The sequence below is a fragment of the Micromonospora sonneratiae genome (assembly GCF_042679305.1).
GTDB lineage: Bacteria > Actinomycetota > Actinomycetes > Mycobacteriales > Micromonosporaceae > Micromonospora_H > Micromonospora_H sonneratiae.
On the sequence record NZ_JBHTMP010000038.1, the window covers coordinates 35,852 to 54,689 of the forward strand.

At 70.0% G+C, this 18,838-nt stretch carries 12 protein-coding genes; 4 read left to right on the forward strand and 8 right to left on the reverse strand.

Going from position 1 to position 18,838, the window contains the following annotated elements:
* Nucleotides 1–73: 73 nt before the first annotated feature.
* The 3 genes from ACFQ4H_RS22570 to ACFQ4H_RS22580 all read left to right on the forward strand — a co-directional run bounded on the left by ACFQ4H_RS22570 (nucleotide 74) and on the right by ACFQ4H_RS22580 (nucleotide 2,687).
* On the forward strand, nucleotides 74–598 hold the full coding sequence (locus ACFQ4H_RS22570; protein WP_377573562.1) for a GNAT family N-acetyltransferase: 525 nt from the start codon (nucleotides 74–76) through the stop codon (nucleotides 596–598).
* Nucleotides 599–641: 43 nt separating this feature from the next.
* Nucleotides 642–1,181 carry an RNA 2'-phosphotransferase gene (locus ACFQ4H_RS22575; RefSeq protein WP_377573565.1) on the forward strand — a complete coding sequence of 180 codons (540 nt, stop codon included), beginning with the start codon at nucleotides 642–644 and terminating at the stop codon, nucleotides 1,179–1,181.
* Between the two features lie 327 nt (nucleotides 1,182–1,508).
* The gene (locus tag ACFQ4H_RS22580; RefSeq protein WP_377573568.1) at nucleotides 1,509–2,687 is read left to right on the forward strand and encodes a M23 family metallopeptidase; all 1,179 of its coding nucleotides are present in this window, start codon (nucleotides 1,509–1,511) and stop codon (nucleotides 2,685–2,687) included.
* A 100-nt stretch (nucleotides 2,688–2,787) separates the two neighbouring features.
* Here the strand turns inward: ACFQ4H_RS22580 and ACFQ4H_RS22585 are convergent, their stop codons facing one another.
* The 6 genes from ACFQ4H_RS22585 to ACFQ4H_RS22610 all read right to left on the reverse strand — a co-directional run bounded on the left by ACFQ4H_RS22585 (nucleotide 2,788) and on the right by ACFQ4H_RS22610 (nucleotide 13,272).
* Nucleotides 2,788–5,886, reverse strand: a complete 3,099-nt coding sequence (locus ACFQ4H_RS22585) for an AfsR/SARP family transcriptional regulator (protein ID WP_377573571.1) — start codon at nucleotides 5,884–5,886, stop codon at nucleotides 2,788–2,790.
* Nucleotides 5,887–6,075: 189 nt separating this feature from the next.
* On the reverse strand, nucleotides 6,076–7,962 hold the full coding sequence (locus tag ACFQ4H_RS22590) for an FAD/NAD(P)-binding protein (RefSeq protein ID WP_377573573.1): 1,887 nt from the start codon (nucleotides 7,960–7,962) through the stop codon (nucleotides 6,076–6,078).
* Nucleotides 7,959–9,302 carry a JmjC domain-containing protein gene (locus tag ACFQ4H_RS22595; protein ID WP_377573576.1) on the reverse strand — a complete coding sequence of 448 codons (1,344 nt, stop codon included), beginning with the start codon at nucleotides 9,300–9,302 and terminating at the stop codon, nucleotides 7,959–7,961. The genes ACFQ4H_RS22590 and ACFQ4H_RS22595 overlap by 4 nt, the downstream gene beginning before the upstream one ends.
* Nucleotides 9,299–10,480: a hypothetical protein gene (locus ACFQ4H_RS22600; RefSeq protein WP_377573580.1), complete on the reverse strand. Its 1,182-nt coding sequence runs from the start codon at nucleotides 10,478–10,480 to the stop codon at nucleotides 9,299–9,301. The genes ACFQ4H_RS22595 and ACFQ4H_RS22600 overlap by 4 nt, the downstream gene beginning before the upstream one ends.
* The gene (locus tag ACFQ4H_RS22605) at nucleotides 10,477–12,909 is read right to left on the reverse strand and encodes a DUF6624 domain-containing protein (RefSeq protein WP_377573583.1); all 2,433 of its coding nucleotides are present in this window, start codon (nucleotides 12,907–12,909) and stop codon (nucleotides 10,477–10,479) included. The genes ACFQ4H_RS22600 and ACFQ4H_RS22605 overlap by 4 nt, the downstream gene beginning before the upstream one ends.
* A gap of 210 nt (nucleotides 12,910–13,119) precedes the next feature.
* On the reverse strand, nucleotides 13,120–13,272 hold the full coding sequence (locus ACFQ4H_RS22610) for a hypothetical protein (protein ID WP_377573585.1): 153 nt from the start codon (nucleotides 13,270–13,272) through the stop codon (nucleotides 13,120–13,122).
* Nucleotides 13,273–13,476: 204 nt separating this feature from the next.
* Here ACFQ4H_RS22610 and ACFQ4H_RS22615 point away from each other — a divergent pair, with 204 nt between their 5' ends.
* On the forward strand, nucleotides 13,477–14,946 hold the full coding sequence (locus ACFQ4H_RS22615) for a phospholipase D-like domain-containing protein (RefSeq protein ID WP_377573588.1): 1,470 nt from the start codon (nucleotides 13,477–13,479) through the stop codon (nucleotides 14,944–14,946).
* Nucleotides 14,947–15,008: 62 nt separating this feature from the next.
* Here the strand turns inward: ACFQ4H_RS22615 and ACFQ4H_RS22620 are convergent, their stop codons facing one another.
* Nucleotides 15,009–17,627 carry a glycoside hydrolase family 9 protein gene (locus ACFQ4H_RS22620; protein ID WP_377573591.1) on the reverse strand — a complete coding sequence of 873 codons (2,619 nt, stop codon included), beginning with the start codon at nucleotides 17,625–17,627 and terminating at the stop codon, nucleotides 15,009–15,011.
* Nucleotides 17,628–17,855: 228 nt separating this feature from the next.
* Nucleotides 17,856–18,830, reverse strand: a complete 975-nt coding sequence (locus tag ACFQ4H_RS22625) for a helix-turn-helix domain-containing protein (protein ID WP_377573594.1) — start codon at nucleotides 18,828–18,830, stop codon at nucleotides 17,856–17,858.
* Between the last annotated feature and the right edge of the window lie 8 nt (nucleotides 18,831–18,838).

The following is an 18,838-nucleotide window of genomic DNA, read 5'->3' on the forward strand; positions in this document are numbered from 1 at the left end:
CGGGCGGTGCTGGGCCGGATGCGGTGACCACGGTTCCGGCCCTGTCCGGTTCGGGTCTGGAAGAATGCGGCGAGTGACCACAATTCGACCTGTCACCCTCGACGACGCCCCTGCTCTGGCGGAGTTGCTTCGGGTCAACCGCGACTTCCTGGCTCCCTGGGAGCCGGTCCGACCCGAGCACTACTTCACGGTCGACGGTCAGCGTGCCGACATCCAGTCCGCACTTGAACGGCAGGCCCAGGGAACCGGCCTTTCGTACGTCATCCTCAATGAATTCGGTCGGGTGGCCGGTCGGATCGCGCTCAACGGCATCGTGCGCGGTCCGCTCCAGTCAGGCAGTGTCGGTTACTGGGTCGGTGCCGCGGACAACGGCCGTGGACTCGCCACCGCAGCGGTCGGTGACATCAGGCGCGTGGCCTTCGAGGAACTGGGACTGCACCGAATCCAGGCGGAGATCCTGCTGCACAACGTCGGCTCGCGCCGCGTACTCGAACGCAACGGGTTCGTCCGATTCGGACTGGCGCCCGCCTACCTCAACATCGCCGGAAGGTGGCAGGACCACGAGATGTACCAGGTGCTGAACCCGCTCTGGCCGTGATACTCACTGGATCGGGGATGGCGGTGCCGGTGACAATCCCAGGGTGGATCACAGAAGCCTGGTCAAGTTGAGCAAACGGATGTCGCGGGTGCTGCGGCACGATCCGGGCCGGGTCGGTCTGACGCTGGATTCGGCCGGTTGGGTTCCGGTGGACGACTTCCTCGCCGCCATGCGGATCGATCGGGCCGACCTGGACGTGGTGGTGGCCGGGAACGACAAACAGCGGTTCGCCGTACATCGCGGTCCCGATGGGGTGGAGCGGATCCGGGCCAGTCAGGGCCACACGATTCCGATCGATCTCGGTCTGCTGCCGCAGGCCCCACCGACCTACCTCTACCACGGCACGAGTGCTGCCGTGATCGATTCCATCCGGGCCACCGGCATCAACCGTGGCGGGCGTCACCACGTCCACCTCTCCGTCGACACCGACACCGCCCGTCGGGTGGGTGCCCGTCGGAGTGGAGCCGTCGTGGTTCTGACCGTGGATGCGGCGGCGATGGCCCGTGATGGCCACGAGTTCTACCGCAGCGCCAACGGGGTCTGGCTCACCGACGCGGTACCTGCCGGCTACCTGGTGTCCTGAGTCGCGGCCGACAGGCCGGACCGTCGTCAGCCCGATCGAACTTCTTGTGCCGTCTCGACCCGATCTGCGATTCTATTCATGCTGGTCAGAGCGATCTGGATCGTTCGCTGACGCGGTGCGAGCGCCAACCGGTCCCGCGATCGCCAGTTTCTGTCCATGTGCATAGTGCCGGTGCTCCGGAGGGCGGAGTTGACCGGATCGGTCGGCTGCGGCTCCACTCCGAAAAGATTCGCCAGATCATGAAGATCGCCCGTAGACATTCTTCGTTGACTGCTCTACGGTTGCAGCGATCTGAAGTGGTGTTCATCGATATCTGGGAGGTGCCCTGTGACCCGACTCCGACGGTGGGCGACCGTTGTCGTGGCGGTGATGGCGGGCGGCGCCCTTGCCTGGCCCGGAACTGGCCAGGCGGCACCCGCCGCTGCCGGACTGGCGAGCGTGACCGATGCGGTCACCCAGAAGATGCTGGAGAAGACCGGTACCCCGGCGACGGCCCGCTCCGGGCACGCGCCGGAGATCCGGGTCAACGTCGACCGGGCGAAGGGCGGCTGGGCCTTCGGCACCGCCGTGGCGGTCGCCGGTCACGAGGGAGACGAGCACCCGACCGGTGCGGTGTTCATCGCCCGTGCGGAGACGGGGGGCTGGCGTACCGCCTTCGACGGCGAGGCCGCGTTCGGCGAGCTGGCCGCCGAGTCACCGCTGGTGACCACAGCGGAGAAGAGCGTCTTCGGGACCACCGGCCCGAGCGTCATGTACGCCAACGGCGACTACCGCACCGGAATGGCACTGCCGTTCACCGTCGGACAGACCTGGACGCTGACCGGTGGACCACACGGCTGGGGCGGCGGTGCACCGCTCAGCTCCATCGACCTGGCCGGCGGCGACCAGATCGTCCGTGCCGCCCGCGGCGGCACCGCGTACACCATGTGCCAGGGGTGGGTCCGGGTGATCCACGACCGCGGCTACTCCACCGACTACTACCACCTCTGGAGCAACATCTCGGTCAACGGAGCGTCCGTCGCCCAGGGGGCCTACCTCGGCTACACCGGCACCGACGTCACCTGTGGCGGGTCCGCGACCGGCCGGCACGTGCACTTCGGTCTGCGGCAGAACAGCGCCTACGTGCCGATCGCCGGGCACGACTTCGGCAAGTGGGTCATCAACAACGGTGCCGCCGCCTACCAGGGTGGTGCCCGGCACGGGTCGACCTACGTCGGCGTCGGCGGGGCCATCTACAACTACGGTGCCCTCGGCTTCACCCAGGCGGTCGTTGACGCCAACGGCGGCGGTACGTTGACCAGGCGCTCCGGCCCGGGCACCGGCTACGGCGCCATCGGATCGGTCGGCGACGGGGCCACCGTCACCATCTCCTGCTCCGCCAACGGCACCTCGCACACCGGCCGCTACGGCGCCACCGCACTGTGGAACCGACTCACCGACGGCAGCTGGGTCTCCGACGCCTACCTGTGGACCGGCGTCAACGGCACGGTCAACGGCTACTGCTGACCCGTGTGCCGACGATGAAGACGGAGTGGCCGGGCAGCCAGCCCGGCCACTTCCGCGTACCACCCTGCGGCCGGTGAACCCTTCCACCGGACGTGCCAGGTCAGCAGGCTTCCTGAAGCACGGGTTCCCCGTCGGTGCAGCCGAGTGCCGCTCGGGCCTGGCGGGCCAACAGGTAGTGCTGGGCGGCACGGGCGAGCCGCTCACCGAGGCAGCAGTGGTACTCCGCCTTCGCCTGCTGGCCGGCCGCCCGGTACGCCACCGCCAGACCGATGTGGGCGTTGATCTCGCTGCGCCGGTATCTGATCTCCTGGCTGAGCCGCAGCGCCTCCTGGTGGCGGACGATCGCGAAGGCCGGACCGCGTAGAGCGAGCTCGATGGTGCCGTACGTCGTGAGGGCTTCCGCCTCGACCCGGCGTCTTCCGATCCTGCGGGCCGTCGTCAGGCACTCGTCGGCCAGCTGGAGCGCCTTGGCGTGGTAACCCAGTTCGACGTACGCCGCAGCGAGCTGGTCGAGGTCGTTGGCGACCCCGTACGCGTTGTCGAGCTGCCGCCGGATCGCCACGGCATGGGTGAGGTGCACGACCGCGAGGCCGGTCTGACCGATGGCGCGTAGCCCGACGGCGAGGTTGTGCAGGACGTTGGCGATGTCGTTGGTGGGTTCCCCGGCGCTCATCGAGGTGTAGGCGGCCAGGGCGGTCTGCTGCGAGTGGATCGCCTCGGTGACCTGGTCGAGCTCCAACTGGACGACGCCGAGGTTGCTGAGGCAGCTCAGCTCGGCGTGCCGGTTGCCCAGGGCGCGGTAGAGCCGCAGAGCACGGGTGTAGCAGGCACTGGCCTGGGTGAGGTTGCCCTCCTCCCGGTGCACGATGCCCAGGTTGTTGAGCAGGGAGGCCTGCCCGGCGCGGTTGCCGAGCTTGACCTGGATTTCGAGGGCGGCACTGAAGCGCTGTCGTGCGTCGGCATAGTCGGCCCGGCTGGCGCTGAGCGTCGCCAGGCTCGACTCCATCGCTGCGACGCCCTCGTCGTCCTCCTCACGCCGGGCCTGTTCCAGTCCGGCTTCGGCGATCGACCGCCACTCGCCGTGCGCCCCGATCTCCTGCAGGTAGCCCCGCATCCGGTCGGCCAGGTGCCAGGCGAGCTGGGGCGGACCGTGATGCGCCGCATGACGTATCGCGGCCAGCAGGTTGACGTACTCGGTGCTGAACCACTGCGGTGCCTCGGGCTCCTCCGGTCCGTCGACGAACCGGGACAGACCCGGGGGCACGGGTAGGAAGGTCATCCGCTGGTAGTGCCGGCGGGCCAGTTCGTCGGCGATGGCGAGGTAGTGGTGGAAGAGGCGTTCCACGGCCGCCGTACGTTCGGCGTCGCTGTCCTCGCTGGTGGACAGCTCGGCCGCGTACAGCCGGATCAGATCGTGGGTCACGAACCGACCGGAGTGACTCGGCCGGACGAGGTGGGAGGCGGTCAACGTGTGTACGACAGCGTCGGCCTCGGCCCAGCTCACGTCCAGCAGTGCCGCCATGTCGGACCGGGTGAAGCAGTCCGACGGCGATGCTGCCTGTAGCCGAAGAGCCAGTCGCTCCCGCTGGCCGAGACGTCGGTAGGACGGTTCGATGGCGGCCCGCACCGCGACCCGGGAGTCACCCGCGACCGACAGCCCACCGAGCCGGTCACCGTCGCGCAGTCGCCGGATGTAGGCCATCGCGTCCGCCGGGCTGCCCGTCGCCAGGTTGGCCGCCGCGATCCGTAGCGCCAGCGGAAGGTATCCACAGAGCCGGGCCAGCTGGTCGAGAACGTCTCGCGTTACGTCGATGGAGTGGTCGTGGAAGATGGCCATGAGCAGGTCGACGGCGTCCTCCGGGGCCAGCGGGTCGAGGCCCACCGCCCGTCCACCGTGCAGGGCCACCAGTCCGCCGAGCGTCGTACGGCTGGTCACGATTACCGCGCAGCTCGCGCTGCCCGGCAGCAACGGCTCGACCTGCTCCGCCGACACCGCGTCGTCGAGGACGATGAGGATGCGGCGGTCGGCCAGCGCGGCACGTAGCGCGGCGGCCCGCGCGTCCATCGTGCCCGGTACGGCAAAGCCACGGACGCCGGCATAGGTCAACATCTCGGCCAGCACGTCGGCTGGCCGGGCCGGGTCGGCCTGCTGGCCGCGTAGTCGTACGAACCACTGACCGTCCGGAAAGAGATCGCACAGCCGGTGTCCCACATGGATCGCCAGAGCCGTCTTGCCGACGCCGGGTGCGCCCGAGACGGAAACCAGCGGCAGCCGTCCCTCGGTGGCTGCCGCAGTGATGATCTGCCGAATGGTGTCGCCGGCACCGGCGCGGCCGTGCAGTGTGCCGGGGTCGGCCGGCAGCTGGAACATCGGACCAGCCGGGACGGCGGCCGGTTCAGGGGCGGAGTCCCTGGCCGTGGCCGACCCGGCGGACGGGGGCGGCTGCCAGCGCAGCGCCGGATCCGCCCGGAGGATACCGGTTCGTAGCTCCTGTAGTGCCGGGCCGGGATCCAGACCGAGTTCCTCGGCGAGGATGGCGGCCAGTGCCCGGTAACCGTCGAGCGCCTCCGCCTGCCGGTCGCTGCGGTACAGCGCCAGCATCAGTTGCCCCCAGAGGCCTTCCCGTAGCGGGCTGCGCCGGGTCGCCCGCCGAAGCTCGGGAATGATCTCCGCATGATGGCCCAACGTCAGCTCGGCGTCGAAGTACTCCTCCGTTGCCTGGGCCCAGCGTTCGGTCAGCGGCGGCACGTCCTCCCGGTGCAGCACCTCGGAGACGATGTCCGCCAGTGGCTCGCCGCGCCACAGCGCCAGGGCGTCGCGTAGCAGTTCGGCCCGTCGACCAGGATCCGCACTGGCGGTTGCGGCTGCCCGGAGAGCGTCGAACCGGCCGAGGTCGAGACTCTCCGGCGTGATGTCGATGACGTAGCCGTTCGCACGGGTCCCGATCAGTTCACCAGGTCCGTCGCCCGCCCCCAGGGCCTGGCGCAGTCGTCGGACCAGGGAGTGCAGAGACGCCTTGGCGTGCGTGGGCACCTGGTCGGCCCAGATCCGGTCGACGAGGGCCGGAACGCTCACCGTCTCGCCCCGGCTGAGCAACAGCGTGGCCAGCAGCACCCGTTGCCGGTTGGCGGTGATCGGGATCGTGCGATCGAGATGACTGACGCGCAGTGCGCCGAGTACGGCGAAGTCCCACTCCACGACGCCTCCCAGGGGCTGGGTCGAACCTGCGTCCCGTCGCCGACCGCGAAGGCGACCGTAACACGGAGTTGCGACATCGTCCTGGCAGTAAGACGACACTGCTCCGGTGGCAGCCACGCACCGCGTCTGCTCAGGAGCAGTCGAACCAGTGGCCGATCGGGCGACCGGGACACGACGGGCATGCGAGCATCAGGTTCCCGCCGCTAGCTCCACGCCTGGTCCGGTACGGGCCGGGGCCGACTCGACGCCGGCCAGGTACCGCAGGATCGCCCGGGCGTCGGCGTCGTTGTGCCGGAACGTCGGCGCGTCCACCCGGGGCGGCGCGAACGCCATCGCGTGTCCACCGTCGGTGAAGGGCCCGAGCGCGAACCGGCACGGATGCGCTTTCCCGGTCCGGTCGATGATCCGGGCATCGGCCGGCCGTACCCGTAGCCGACCGGTCGGCACCTGATCGCCGGCGCAGTCGTGCACCTCCTCGACGATGTCGCGGTTGTCCCGCAGGGAACGCAGCAGCGGATCGGCCAGCCGGTCGAGAGCGGTCGCCGGCAGTCGCGCCTCCACCAGGGTCGTCGCCTCGACCACCTCCGGCATGCTCGCACTGCCGGCCCGGAAGACCCCACGCGCATGGTCCGCTCTGACCCACATGTCCGCTCCCAGGAACGACACGACGCCGGCTTCGGCCGCTGCCCGGAGCTGGTCCAGCCGATGTGCCGGCGGCCCGCTCAGCAACTGGCTGAGGAATCCCGACCACCGACCACGCACCTCGGTGCGTACCGAGTGCCCGGACAGGCGGCCCGTCGAGACGAGCGCGTCCAGCTGTCCCCACGCCGACAGCGTGGCCAGCAGCGCGGCGAGGTCCGGGCTACGGGTGGGGTCGTGGCTGCGGCGGACCGACCCGACCAGGTGTCGCCACAGGTACGGTTGCAACTCGGCCAGCGAACCGGCGGTGACGCCGAGCAGCGGCCGGTCGAGCCGATCCACGTCCAGTACGTCGCGGTCGGCCGACAGTGCCTGCCGTACCAGCGCCACCCGTTCGGTCGAGTGCCAGTCGAGTACGGCGTACCGCTCGGTGAACTCGGCGAGGCCCATCGTGGTGCGGTCCGGGTGGGCGGTGAACAGTTCGTGGTAGTAGGCCCAGCCGATCTCCTTCGCCAGCAGCGGCCACACCTCGCGGCGGAAGTCGAGTTGACCCGGGCGGGCCAGCAACGCCGTCCAGTCCGAACGGCCGAAGAACCGTGGCAGCGGGGGAGGCGTACCGGTCAGCCGGTAGGTGAACTTCGCCCAGTGCGGTACGCCCCGGCGGGAGCCGGCCAGCAGTAGCGGTTCACGGCCGGACGGTCGGTAGCGCAGCACCCCGGTCGAATCCGTCGCGTACTCGCCGCCGCGTCCTTCGGTGAGCAGTGTCAGTAGGTCGATGAAGGCCAGCCCGAGTCCGCGTACCAGCACCGGCTCGCCGGGGGCGAGTCCGGACAGGTCGAAATCGGCGGGACTGCCGGGTGATAGGTGGACCAGGCTGTGCCGGTCGGCGAAGTCCCGTAGCCCGACCTGCTCCTCGTCGGGTGCCAGGTCCGGATGCCCGACCGCCAGCACCACGACATCGGCCAGCAGCGGCTCGTCGCGGCCAGCGAGATACAGCCGCTGTCGGCCCCGCCGCTCGCCGTACAGCGCCCGGGCCCGGGTCCGGTGGGTGTGCACCCGGGCGGCCGATCCGAGCCGGTCGACGGTCCGGCGGAAGACCCAGTCCAGGTACCGGCTCTGGGTACGGCGACTCGGGAACGTGTCGGCTTCGATGCCGGCCCACTCCGCCAACGACGGTCCGACGTGGATCGGACCGTCACAGGTCACGCTGTCGTCGGTGAACATGGTGACGTTCCCGGCCGCGGTGTTCAACGTCAGCAGCGGAGACTGCTCGGCCCGCCAGATCCGGCCGGGCCCCGGCGGATGGGGATCGACCAGGTGGATGTCGAGCCGCCGGTCACCCAGCAACTCCGCCCGGCTGGCGGCGATCCGGTCCAACAACCCGACGGTACGTGGACCGGCGCCCACGATCGCCACGGTCACCGACAGGTCGGTCACCGGTCGGCCGTGTCACCGGTCGGGTGGAGGTGCAGGCCACGGAAGCTCAGCAACAGCTCCAGCAGTCGGCGGGTACCCGCCCGGGAGGCGGGCAGCGGCTGGCCGTGCCGGACGACCGCTCCGGAACCGCCGCGGGGGCCGGCCGCGAGAAGCTCACCGACCCGGACCGGTCGGCCGTCCGCCAGCGGTGTCAGCAGCCGCTCCACACTGGTCGGTCGGGCGGTGGTGCGTACCGTGTGGCCGTTCGCTGCGATCATCGTCCCGGCACCGGTCACGGACCACAGCAGGGGAGACCCGGGATCCGCCCGGACCATCGTCCCGTCGTCGAGCGACCGTACCGGAGCCGCTGGCGGCACCGGCCGGAATCCGCCGGCGGTCCGGAACCGCAGTGACAGTGCCGTCGTACGCTCGTGCAGTCCGCCGTCGCGGGCGAAACCGCGCAGCCGGGTGGTCGCCTGTCGGAGGCTGGCCGGCAGCGCGGCCGGCAGCCGCCCGTCCGGGTCCGGGCCCGGTGCGAACGGGGCAGCCAGCACCGGATCCAACTGTTCGATCCCGGCGGCCGGATCGCCGACCCAGACCGGATCGAGGTCGGCGAACAGATCGGCGACCCCGAGCGCGCCCGAGGCCTCCCGGGGCAGGCCGACGTTGACGCTGGTGGCCGGCTCGGTTCCCGCGCTCTCCCCGACGTGGTAGTAGCTGGCCGGCCAGTACAGCAGGTCACCGGGCCCCACCTCGACGGCGAACGACTCGGGCCGGTAGCGGTCGTAGTCCAGGACCGTCGTCACCGGCTCGGACCATGGCCGGGTGGCCCAGAACCGCATCCGCTTGCGTCCACGCAACACGAACATGAACGTCGCGTACCGGTCCCGGTGCACCCCCACCGGACTGTGCTCGTAGGTGCCGTGGAACATGGTGGTGATCGCGCTGACATACGGCATCCCGACCTGCTGCCACAGGCCGCCGAAGAAGGAGCGCTGCCGGTGCCACAGGTCGAAGCCGAAGGCGTGGAAGCAGTTCATGACCAGCGCGTACCGGCGTCCGCCGAGCAGCCCGGCCAGCCGCTCCTCGTACCCGTCGAAGGATCCGTCGGTGGCGGCTGGCAGCTGGTCGGCCGGTTCGTTCTGTTGCCAGCGCTCGACGGTGAACTGCACGTTGGGGGGCAGCACCCGGCCACGCCGAGCGGGGTCGGCCGCGTCCACCGCGGTCCGGAACGTCTCGGCTTCGTCGAACGGTACGGTCTGCACCGCCCGGTAGAGCACCGGTCGCCGGTCCCAGTACGTCGATGCGAACGTCGGCCAGTCCAGGGTGTCGGCGACGACGGGTGTTCCCGACCTGGTCACCACTCCTCCTCCCTCGGCCGGTCGGGGCCGGCCAGCACCTCGATCCCACGCAGCCGGTGGAGCGTGGTCAGCAACGCCAGCGCGCCGGGATCGGGCCGACCGTCCGCCGTCGTCCCACACAGATCCCCGACCCGGATCGCGTCGCCGGCGCGCAGCCGGCGCAGCAGCGACCAGGCGCCTCCCCGTACCGCGAACGCATGCCCGTGGACCGCCCAGATCCAGCCGGACCGTCCGTCGCGCATGCGGACCACCTCGGCGGTACCCCGCACCCGGTGCCGGGCGTCCAGCCGTACGGGTTCGCGTGGCGGTGGCACCGGCTCCAGACCGGCGGCGCTGACCCGCGCCGCCCAGCGGACCCGCAGCGTGCGGGTCAGCTCCGGGTCGGTGCTCAGCTCCCGTACTGCCGTGGCGGCGCGGGCCAGCGGATCCACCGCCGGCACGGCACCGCCGAGCCCCGGGGGCACTGACAGGTACGGCACCTCCTGGTCTGCGGCCAGCCCGGTGCCGGCGAACTCGACCACCGTGCGCTGCACCGCGTCGACCGGCAGGCGGGCATCCCCGGGTATCCGGAGCAGCAGTGCCAGGCAGTCGTCGTCGAACGTCTCCGTGTAGCGGAGTCCGGCCGGCCAGTAGGCGAGCTCCCCGGTCCCCGCCTGGATCGCGGCCGTACCGTCGAACCGGACCCGCAGCCGGCCGCGTAGCACCCAGGCCAGCACGGCATGCTGCGCGTCCCGGGCCAGTCCGGTGTTGCGGGTCACCCCGGCCCCGAACACCAGCTCCGCACCGACCGGCACGACCGGAAAACCCACCCTCCGCCACAGGCCGTCGACACCGTCGCGGACCCGCGCCCACGAGGCGAAGTCCAGGAACAGCGGCTGTTCCACGGTCAGCAGCCAGCCCGGCCCGGCCAGTTCGGCACCCAGACGCCTGCGGTAACCGTCCGGGCCGCTGTCGTCCGGACCGGGCAGCAGTTTTCCGGGTGCGCGGATCCGGCCGGCACCGGTGTCGAACCGTACGTCAGGCAGTACGCGGAACCTGGTCCCGGCGCGGAACGGGGCACTCGCCTCGGCGGTCAGCCGGTACGCGTCCTCGACGGTCAGCGGGGACGGCATCGGTACGACCGCCGGCGCGACGCCCCAGCACCGGTCAGCGAATCTGTCCCAGGGACGGCCGTTCACGACGCTTCGGTTTCGGTCAGCGGAAACCGGTGTCGGAGCCGACGCGTGTACCGGCTCAACGGCTCCAGCCGCATCCGTCGGCGGCGCTCGTCCACCGACTCTGGATGCTCGATCGGATACGGCACCAGCACACCCCCTTCGTTGACGAACTTCGTGCCGAACACCTGTGGCCTGCCCTCGCGTACCCGCAGCGCATCGGTCAGGTAGGCGACCTGCCGCCAGGGCACCTCGCCCCGACGGGCCGCCGCGCGCACCAACCGGAGGTAGGACCGGTGATGCGTGATCGGACCGTCGGTGTGCTGGACGAGCCGGGAGGCGGCTTCTGACGCCGTCGGGCCGACGAGTGACCGGGTCGGCCATCCCTGCCGGCGTACCACGTCGTGTAGCCAGACCGAGGCCGCCCCGGTCAACGTGCGCAACTGCTCCCGGAGTACCGGATCGGACTGGCCGTACACCAGCTGCGAACGGATCGCCGCGTCCACCCGATGGATCCGTAGAAGCTGCCGGCGGACGCTGCGCCAGTCATGCTCGTTCCCGTCCGGCCCGTGCGGCAGCGGGTCGAGTCGGATCCGCACCACGGCATCGGTCCAGACAAAGGTGATCCGGTGCCCCTGCTCCGGCCAGTCGAAGCCGGCCTCGCCGGTCTGCGCGTCGGTCAGCCGTACGACGACACCACGCCGGGGGTCGTCGAGGCGGGTGCCGGGCAGGTCGTCGTAGACGTACTCGATGGCGTCCCGGATCGCGATGCCGAGCCCGATCAGCTCGAGCTCGGCACCGTCGCGCACGTCGGCCGACGGGGACGGCCGGCGGTCCGGTCCGAGTCTTGTCCCGGCGGGTAGCAGACGGAATCCGTCCGACGGTGGGGCCAGCCGCCGCAGCGGACCGCCACCGGCCGGGCGGACGAAGTAGGGCACGTCCATGACCCGCAGTTGTGCCAGTTCACCGGCTCCGTATCGGATCTTCGGGTCGGTGGCGTGCGGCTGCGCGCCGCCACCGGAGTAGCGGCGGCGACAGAGTGCGTCGAGATAGTCGACCGTCGGTCGGGCCAGTACCCGGACGAAGTTGTCGCGGGAGCGCCGCTCGACGAACCGACGTATCCGGCTCCGTTGGGTGCACAACAGGGTCCAGACGTCGAACATGCCGCGCAGGTAGGCGGTCAGGTACGGGGCGTACCCGACCCGGCCACTGGTGTCCGCGACCACCGAGCGGGCGTCACGCCGTGACCAGGGCCGATCCGCGCGGCAGAGTTGGAGTCCGCCGCCGACCCGGTCGCGGAGGTACTCCAGCGGGCCGGCGATCGTGCACCAGCGGGCTTCGCGTTCGATCCCGACGTGGTGGTGGCCGCCGTTGACGGGGTCCATCACCAGGCCGGTCTCGGAGAGGCGGCGTACCGGGAAGAAGTACACCTCCAGGTCGACCGGGTAGAGCATCGGTTCCGGGTCGTCCGGCCGGCTTCCGGTCAGCAGGTTGCCTTCGAAGAGGTCGGTGATGCCGAAGGCGAAACACGCTGCGGTCAGCGAGCCGGCCCGGTGCCAGAAGGCCCCGGTGTGCCGGGCCCCGAGGCGGGTGCCGTACAGACGGTTGCCCCTGGATCGGCGGATCGTTCCCCATTCGGTGGGCGGCGAGATCCACTCCTGCCAGCTGTAGGCCTGCCGGTCCCGGCCACGGCCACGCCAGCATCTCATGACCGGCAACCGGACCGGTCCGGACGCCTCGGGTAGCCGGTTGAGCAGCTCGAACACCGAACCGTCCCGGCCGGGGCGGCCCTGTGCCAGGAAGAGGAGCTCGCCGTTGGCCGGTCGTGGCTTGTACGCCAGTGCGCCGCCCCCGGCCATCCGTAGCCGCAGGACCCGCTGTCGACCGTTGTGGGTCTCCTCGCCCTGCGCCTGAATGCCGAGTACCGGGCCACGGAACTCTGGTTGCCGTGGCCAGCCTGACCGTAGGTCCCGACGCAGCCGCCGGAGGAAGGTGTCCAGGAACTGTGTACACCGGCTGGCCTCCTCGGCTGCCAGCCGACGACTGTGGCGGAGTTGGCCGGCGGCACAGGCCACGAACATCTCACCGACCACCGGGCCGAACAGTTCGGCGTTGGTCACCGCGAGCAGCTCTGGTGCGACCACCTCGCGGTAGCTGTGGACGGCCCGTCGACACCAGCGTCCGAGCCGGTCCAGCAGTTCCAGCAGCGGTACGAACCGTGGCTGTCGCAGCGCATGGGTGATCCATCGCGCGTCGGCTGGTCCGCCGAGGTGACGGGCCACCGTCAGGGGGCCACCACCCGGGGACGGCGTGGCCAGCGGCGGGAACAGCGCACCCCCGTTACCGGAGCAGATCGCCTGCACCACGTCCCGTGCCACGGGCAGCAGGTCACCGTCCCGACGGTCGGTGGTGTCGCAGTCGGTCGGCGCAAGCTCCCACAGGACGTTCGTCACGGGTGCGTCCCCTCGTCGATCAGTCCGGACACGCTGTTTCACGCTTCGCCGCTCCCGCCGCTGACCTGCCGTGATCGCGCCGCCGTCCGGCTGGAAACCCGGTTCGCGGGGACAGCGGCGCAACCACGACACAGCCTCAGCGGTCGACCCGCGACGGTGCCGTTACGGAGTTGTCAGGGATCTCCCAGGCCGGGTAGGCGGGACATGTCCCTAGGCGCAGTACATGGCACCCGGTGCGCACGAGGTGGGATCCGCCTTCGTCCGCACCGGGACTGCCTTTTCCAGTTCGCTGACGATGACACCGATCTTGGCGGTCCTGGCGGACGTCGCCTTGGTCGTGGTCTTCCGGACCACATTGCTCATGGAACGCCTCCTTGAATCGAGGGCCCGTCCGCAATTGGGGAGCGGACCCGGTGGCGTCTAGAGCCTGGTGGTGAACGCTGTCATTCCGCTGCCGTGCCACTGTCGCGTTGCTGGGCTCGGACTTGGCACGGTTTCGCGGTTGCCGCAGGATATCGGCAGGTGGTAATTGCTGCGAACGACTCTCAGAACCGGGGGAACTCGTCAATGAGCCGACAAACTCCGCCCCGACCCGGTGCACTGGCCACAGTCGCGATCCTGCTGACCGGTGGACTGCTCATGTCGGGCTGCAGCATCGCGGACAGCAGCGTCGCGGGCACCGGTGCTACCGACAACAGCATCGCGGACACCGACGTCGCGGACGTCGGCGCGGCGGACAGCGGCGTTCCGGCCAGCAGCGTCCCGGCGAGTAGCGCTGCGGCCGACCGTGGCACGGCCGGCCGCGCCACGGTGAAGCTCGCCAAGCCGATGATCAACGGCGCTACCTTCAACGATCCGCTAGGCGCGCCCGATCAGCAGGCGGCGGTATTCGATCAGATCATCAGGTTGGTCGAGGCCACACCCACGGGCGAGGACATCCGGGTGTCGATGTTCGACTTCACGGACATCGGCGTCGCCAATGCGTTGAACGCGGCACACGACCGGGGCGTCAACGTGAAGGTCATCATCGACGACTCCTCCTACCTCGACGGTGAGCGGAAGCGCAAGCCCAGCCCTGCCTGGGACGCGTTGAAGGACCCCGTCACCGGCCTTGGCGCCGATGACAGCGCCCGGTCGTGGATCGTGGTCTGTGACGACAGGTTCGAGCCTGGCGGTGGGCTCGACGACGTCCAGCGGGGGTGCATCGCGACGGCACCGCCCGGACCGGCCTACAACCACAACAAGTTCTTCCTGTTCTCCAAGGTGGGGCCGTTCGACGACGGCACGAGCTACTCGAACGTCGTGTTCCAGACCTCGTCCAACCTGACCAACTGGTACAAGGTCGAGTCCTACAACGATGCGGTGACGTTCGCCGACGCCACGGTCTACAACGGCTTCCGGAAGTACCACGAGGACCTTCGTCGGCTGCGTTACTCCAGCGCCGGCGACAACGCCTACTACTGGAGCACGCCCACCGGAAGCACCTACCGGGCCACCTTCTTCCCACGTCGGGACGACTCATACCTCAACCCGGCCAGCGACACGATCGTCAACGCGCTCAACGAGGTCAGCTGTGCCTACACCGGGGCGGACGGCCTGCGGCACCAGACCGACGTCCGGATCGTGATGCTGCACTTCCTCAACTCCCGGATCCAGGTCGCCCGGAAGCTGGCCGACCTGCGGGCAAAGGGCTGCTGGATCGACATCGTCTATGCCGAGACCAGCCCGGACGTCAGGGGCGAGGTCGATGTGGTCGACGTCCTCGACGCCGCCGGCATCCAGCACCTTCGTTGCAGGTTCAACGTGGCACCGGGAATCGACGTACGGCCACACAACAAGTTCATGCTGTTGGACGGGGACTACAACGGCAGCATCACGCCTCGGGTCTACACCGGCAGTCCCAACTTCGACGGCTCGTCGCTGAGGTCGTCCGACCAGGCGCTGGTGCGGATTACCAGCGCTGCCTACCACGCCAGCTATCTCAGCTACTTCTACCGGATCCGCAGCGACTGCCGATCGGGTGGGGTCCGGCCCTGAGACCGGACCGGTCACGGCTGTCCGTGGCCGGCCCGGTCGGGCGGCGCAACGCCCGGGATACGTCAGGAACAGGCGGAGCCGTTCACGGTGACCAGCCCCGGTGGCGGATTGGCCCCACCCGTGGTGGTGGCGTTGAAGCCGAACATCACCGAGGACCCGGGCTCGATCCGGGCGTTGTACGACTCGTTGTGGGCCGTCACCGTGGCGCCGGACTGGGTCACCTTCGCCATCCACGCCTCGCGTACCTGCTGGTCACCGGTGAAGGCGAACCGGGCCGTCCAACCCTGGATCGGCTTCGGGCCGGTGTTGTGGATGGTGACCTGGCCGGTGAATCCGCCGCCGCCGGCCCAGGTGCCGTAGTTGACGTACTCGACGCGGCAGGTGCCGCGTGGTGCCACCGCGCCATCCCCCTGGTCGGCGAGGAACGACGCGATCCAGGCCAGGGCCGAGTTCCAGTTGATCGCGACCTCGTTGGTGGAGTACGAGTTGATGTCGTCGACGTAGCAGAACATCGGTGCACAGCCGGCCAGGAGTTGGCTGGCGAACGGGTCCTGGAGTGCGGCGTTGGGGCCGCCGGCCAGCGAACCGACGGGCGGGTTCGGCGACGACGGGTCGAGCTGGTTGCCGAAGATACGGCTGTGCTGGTTGCGGGCGGCCTGTTCGCCCCAGCCGGTCACGTACGACATGTTGAGCGCGTTGCGGCCGAAGAGGTAGTCGACCGCCTGCACCGCACCGTCCCGGTAGCCGGTCTGTCCGGTCAGGTCGTACGCGGTGGCCAGCACCACGGCGTTGTTGAGGACGTTGCTGTTGCCACCCCAGAAGTAGCTGTCCGCGTCACCGGGCATCGGCAGCCCGTACGCCTGGTCGCGCAGGACCGCCAGGTAGCGGTCGGCGGCAGCGGTCACCGAGGCGCGGATCCGGGTCCGTTCGGCGGCCGGTAGCCCGCTCGGCACGGTGGCCAGGTCCAGCCGGCCCAGCGCGGCCACGCTCTGCCAGCCGAACCCACGCGGGTCGAACACGTCACCGGTGTGGTGCGGCGAGGCGGTCAGGTCGGTCAGGTACGCCTGCTCCCCGGTGGTCAGGTAGAGCTCGGCAGCGGCCCAGTAGAACTCGTCGGTGACGTTGGTGTCGTCGTACGCCCCACCGCCGGTTGCGTCGGCCGGGCTGGCGTAGATCGCCGGGTGGGCCTTCGCGGCGGCGTACGCCGTCTTCGCCACGGTGGCGCAGCGCGCCGCGAAGGCGGCGTCGTACGGGGCGTACAGGCGGGCGCACTGGGCGGTGGTGGCGGCCAGGTTGAGTGTCGCGGCTGTCGACGGCGGGTGCAGTTCGCGCGGTTGCGGGTCGTCCTCGGGGGCCAACGGCAGGCCGGTCCAGTTCCGGTCGTGGATCTTGTGGTGGGCCATCCCGGCCAGCGGCCTGTCGGCCGGCACCTGCATCCGGATGAGGAACTCCAGTTCCCAGCGGGCTTCGTCGAGGATGTCCGGTACGTCGTTGCCCCGTTCGGGCAGCCGCAGCGTACGGTCACCGAGCGCCACGCCACCATCCGCGCTGGCAGCGGTCTTGGTCCGCTCGAAGGTGCTCAACAGCTGGTGGGTGGCGATGCCACCGTTGACCACGTACTTGCCGTGGTCGCCGGCGTCGTACCAGCCGCCGCGTACGTCCAACCGGTAGTCACAGACCCCGGCCTGGCACGGTACGTCGGTGTCCCCCTGGTTCGGGGCGATGCCGAGGTGGCCGGCGGGGCGGGCGTACTCGTCGCCGACCAGGTTGCCGTCGATGGCGATGCCGCTGCGCTGGAGGTAGAAGAATTGGAGTGCGTCGGAACGCAACTGCCGGTAGAGGTCGCCGGAGATGTCGAACGGGTGGCTGGTTTCACCGTCGGCGACCAGGGTGTAGCCGGTGCCGGCGATACGGTGGGCGGAGAAGTCGATGGTCTGCACGTTCTGTCCGGATGCCGGGTCGATCCCGCGTGGTGTGCTCTGGCCACTGGCCACCACTGCGCCGGTCGCCGAGCGCAGTTGCCAGGGCAGTGGCGTGGTCTCAGCGGTGACGACGGTGGCGTTCTTCGGGCCGTTGGGCAGGTAGCCGACCTGGTTCACCCGGACCCGGGGCCCGGTGTCCGGCTCGTACGGTGGTTCCTCGAGGCCGCCGCGTAGCGAGACGTTGTCCAGGCAGATGGTCTGTTCCGTGGTGCTGCCGCCGATCTGGAAGATCAGCTGCGCGGTGGGGTTGTCGGCCGGTGCGGTGAAGGTGTGCTCCACCCGGGTCCCGCCGCTGGTCGCGGTGGTGTCGACGCTGGTGTAGGCCGTGTACGGGGCCGTGCCGAGTTGGAGTACCGCCCGGACGGCCGAGGCGCCGGGGGTGGCGGAGATGTCGAACGACAGGGTGTAGGACGATCCGGCCAGCAGCGGCACGGCATCCTGGCCGATGCCGGCATCCCAGGGATTGGCAAGTCCACCGGGGACGGTCGCGCAGCCCTGACCGTCGACCACGCCGAGCGGGCCGGATCCGTAGGAGAACCATGGTGGGACACCGGCACTGAAGTCGCCGTTGGTGATCTGTTCCGGTGCTTCAGGTGGGGGATCGGCCAGTGCCGGTGTGACGGCGACGCCGGTCAGCGCGAGGGACGCCGCTGTGGCGGCCAGCGCCAGGCGGGGTCGGTGGGTTCGGTGTCGGCTCACGTCGGGTCCTTTCGAAGGCCGGAGGCGCGGAGAGTCGAGGTCAGGCGCTGGGAGCGCTCCCAGTGAGTTTGCTCAATGTTTCCAGGAGGTGTCGACACTGTCAATCGATTCGCCCAGGTGCGTGCGGTGGGGCCTCGGAGAACCGGGCCAGGGCACTGGTCGCGGGATCCTCTGAGCTGAGTGGGGGCGGTGAGCGACGGATCGCCGGGTCCGGTCGGGGACCCGTCGTCAGAGCCAGCCTCGGCGCGTCGCCTGGAGAGCGGCCTGGAAACGTGTCGTCGCGTCCAGGGTGCGCATCAGTTCGGTGATCCGTCGGGTGACGGTCCGTTGGGCGATACCCAGCGCGCGGGCGATCGCCTTGTCCTTCATGCCCGCTGCCAGCATCGTCAGCATCTGCCGATCGGCCTCGGTCGGTCCGGTCGACGCGACGGGGTGACCGGGCTCCGGCCCCAGCGGCGTCGACCGCTCCCAGAGCATGTCGAAGCACGCGATCAGCGCGCTCAACAGCGGTGAGGCGTGGACGAGGATCCGTACGCCGGTGTCGGCCTGGGCGAAGCTCAACGGGATCAGCGCGATCCGCCGGTCAACAATGATCATCTTCATGTAGATCTCGGGTAGGGTCCGAGCCTGCTCACCGGCTCTCATGTAGCGCAGTACCTCGTCGGTACGGCCGAGATCGGCGACCGCCGACGCATGGTAGATGCAGCGGTAGGTCACTCCCCGGGCCAGTGCCTGCCACTCCGGCGGGTTGTCCTCCGGGCGACCGGCGAGGTAGGGCGGACAGTCGATGATGCAGACATCCGACTCCGCGCCGAGCTGTAGTCGGGCGAGCTGGTGCAGCACCGCCTGTCGCCCCTCCACGAGTTCGACCAGCTCCGACGCGCGGCCCCGAGGTGCGGCGTCGAGTCGTCGGCCGAGATCCCGGGCAGTCACCCGTAGTTTCTCCAGGTCCTGTTGTCGGCGCAGGGCCAGTGCGTCCACCGCCAGTTCCGGTGGCGCCGGCACGTAGCGTGCCGGATTCCCGGGCAGCCGGGTCACCAGGCCGCTGTCGATCAGTCGCGTCAGTGGACGCCGTAACCGGGTGACGGGTACGCCGGTCTCTGCGGCCAGTGCCGCGAGGGTGGTGTGTGGATGGTCGAGCAGTGCGACGTACAGGTTGCTCTCGGCCGGGCCGAGTCCGACCGGTTCCAACAGGGACTGCATGTCGGCCG

What these genes read in the sequence shown, in the direction of transcription:
- ACFQ4H_RS22610 (WP_377573585.1), bottom strand. Translation starts at nt 13,272, where the DNA reads ATGAGCAATGTGGTCCGGAAGACCACGACCAAGGCGACGTCCGCCAGG.
- ACFQ4H_RS22615 (WP_377573588.1), top strand. Translation starts at nt 13,477, where the DNA reads ATGAGCCGACAAACTCCGCCCCGACCCGGTGCACTGGCCACAGTCGCG.
- ACFQ4H_RS22625 (WP_377573594.1), bottom strand. Translation starts at nt 18,830, where the DNA reads ATGCAGTCCCTGTTGGAACCGGTCGGACTCGGCCCGGCCGAGAGCAAC.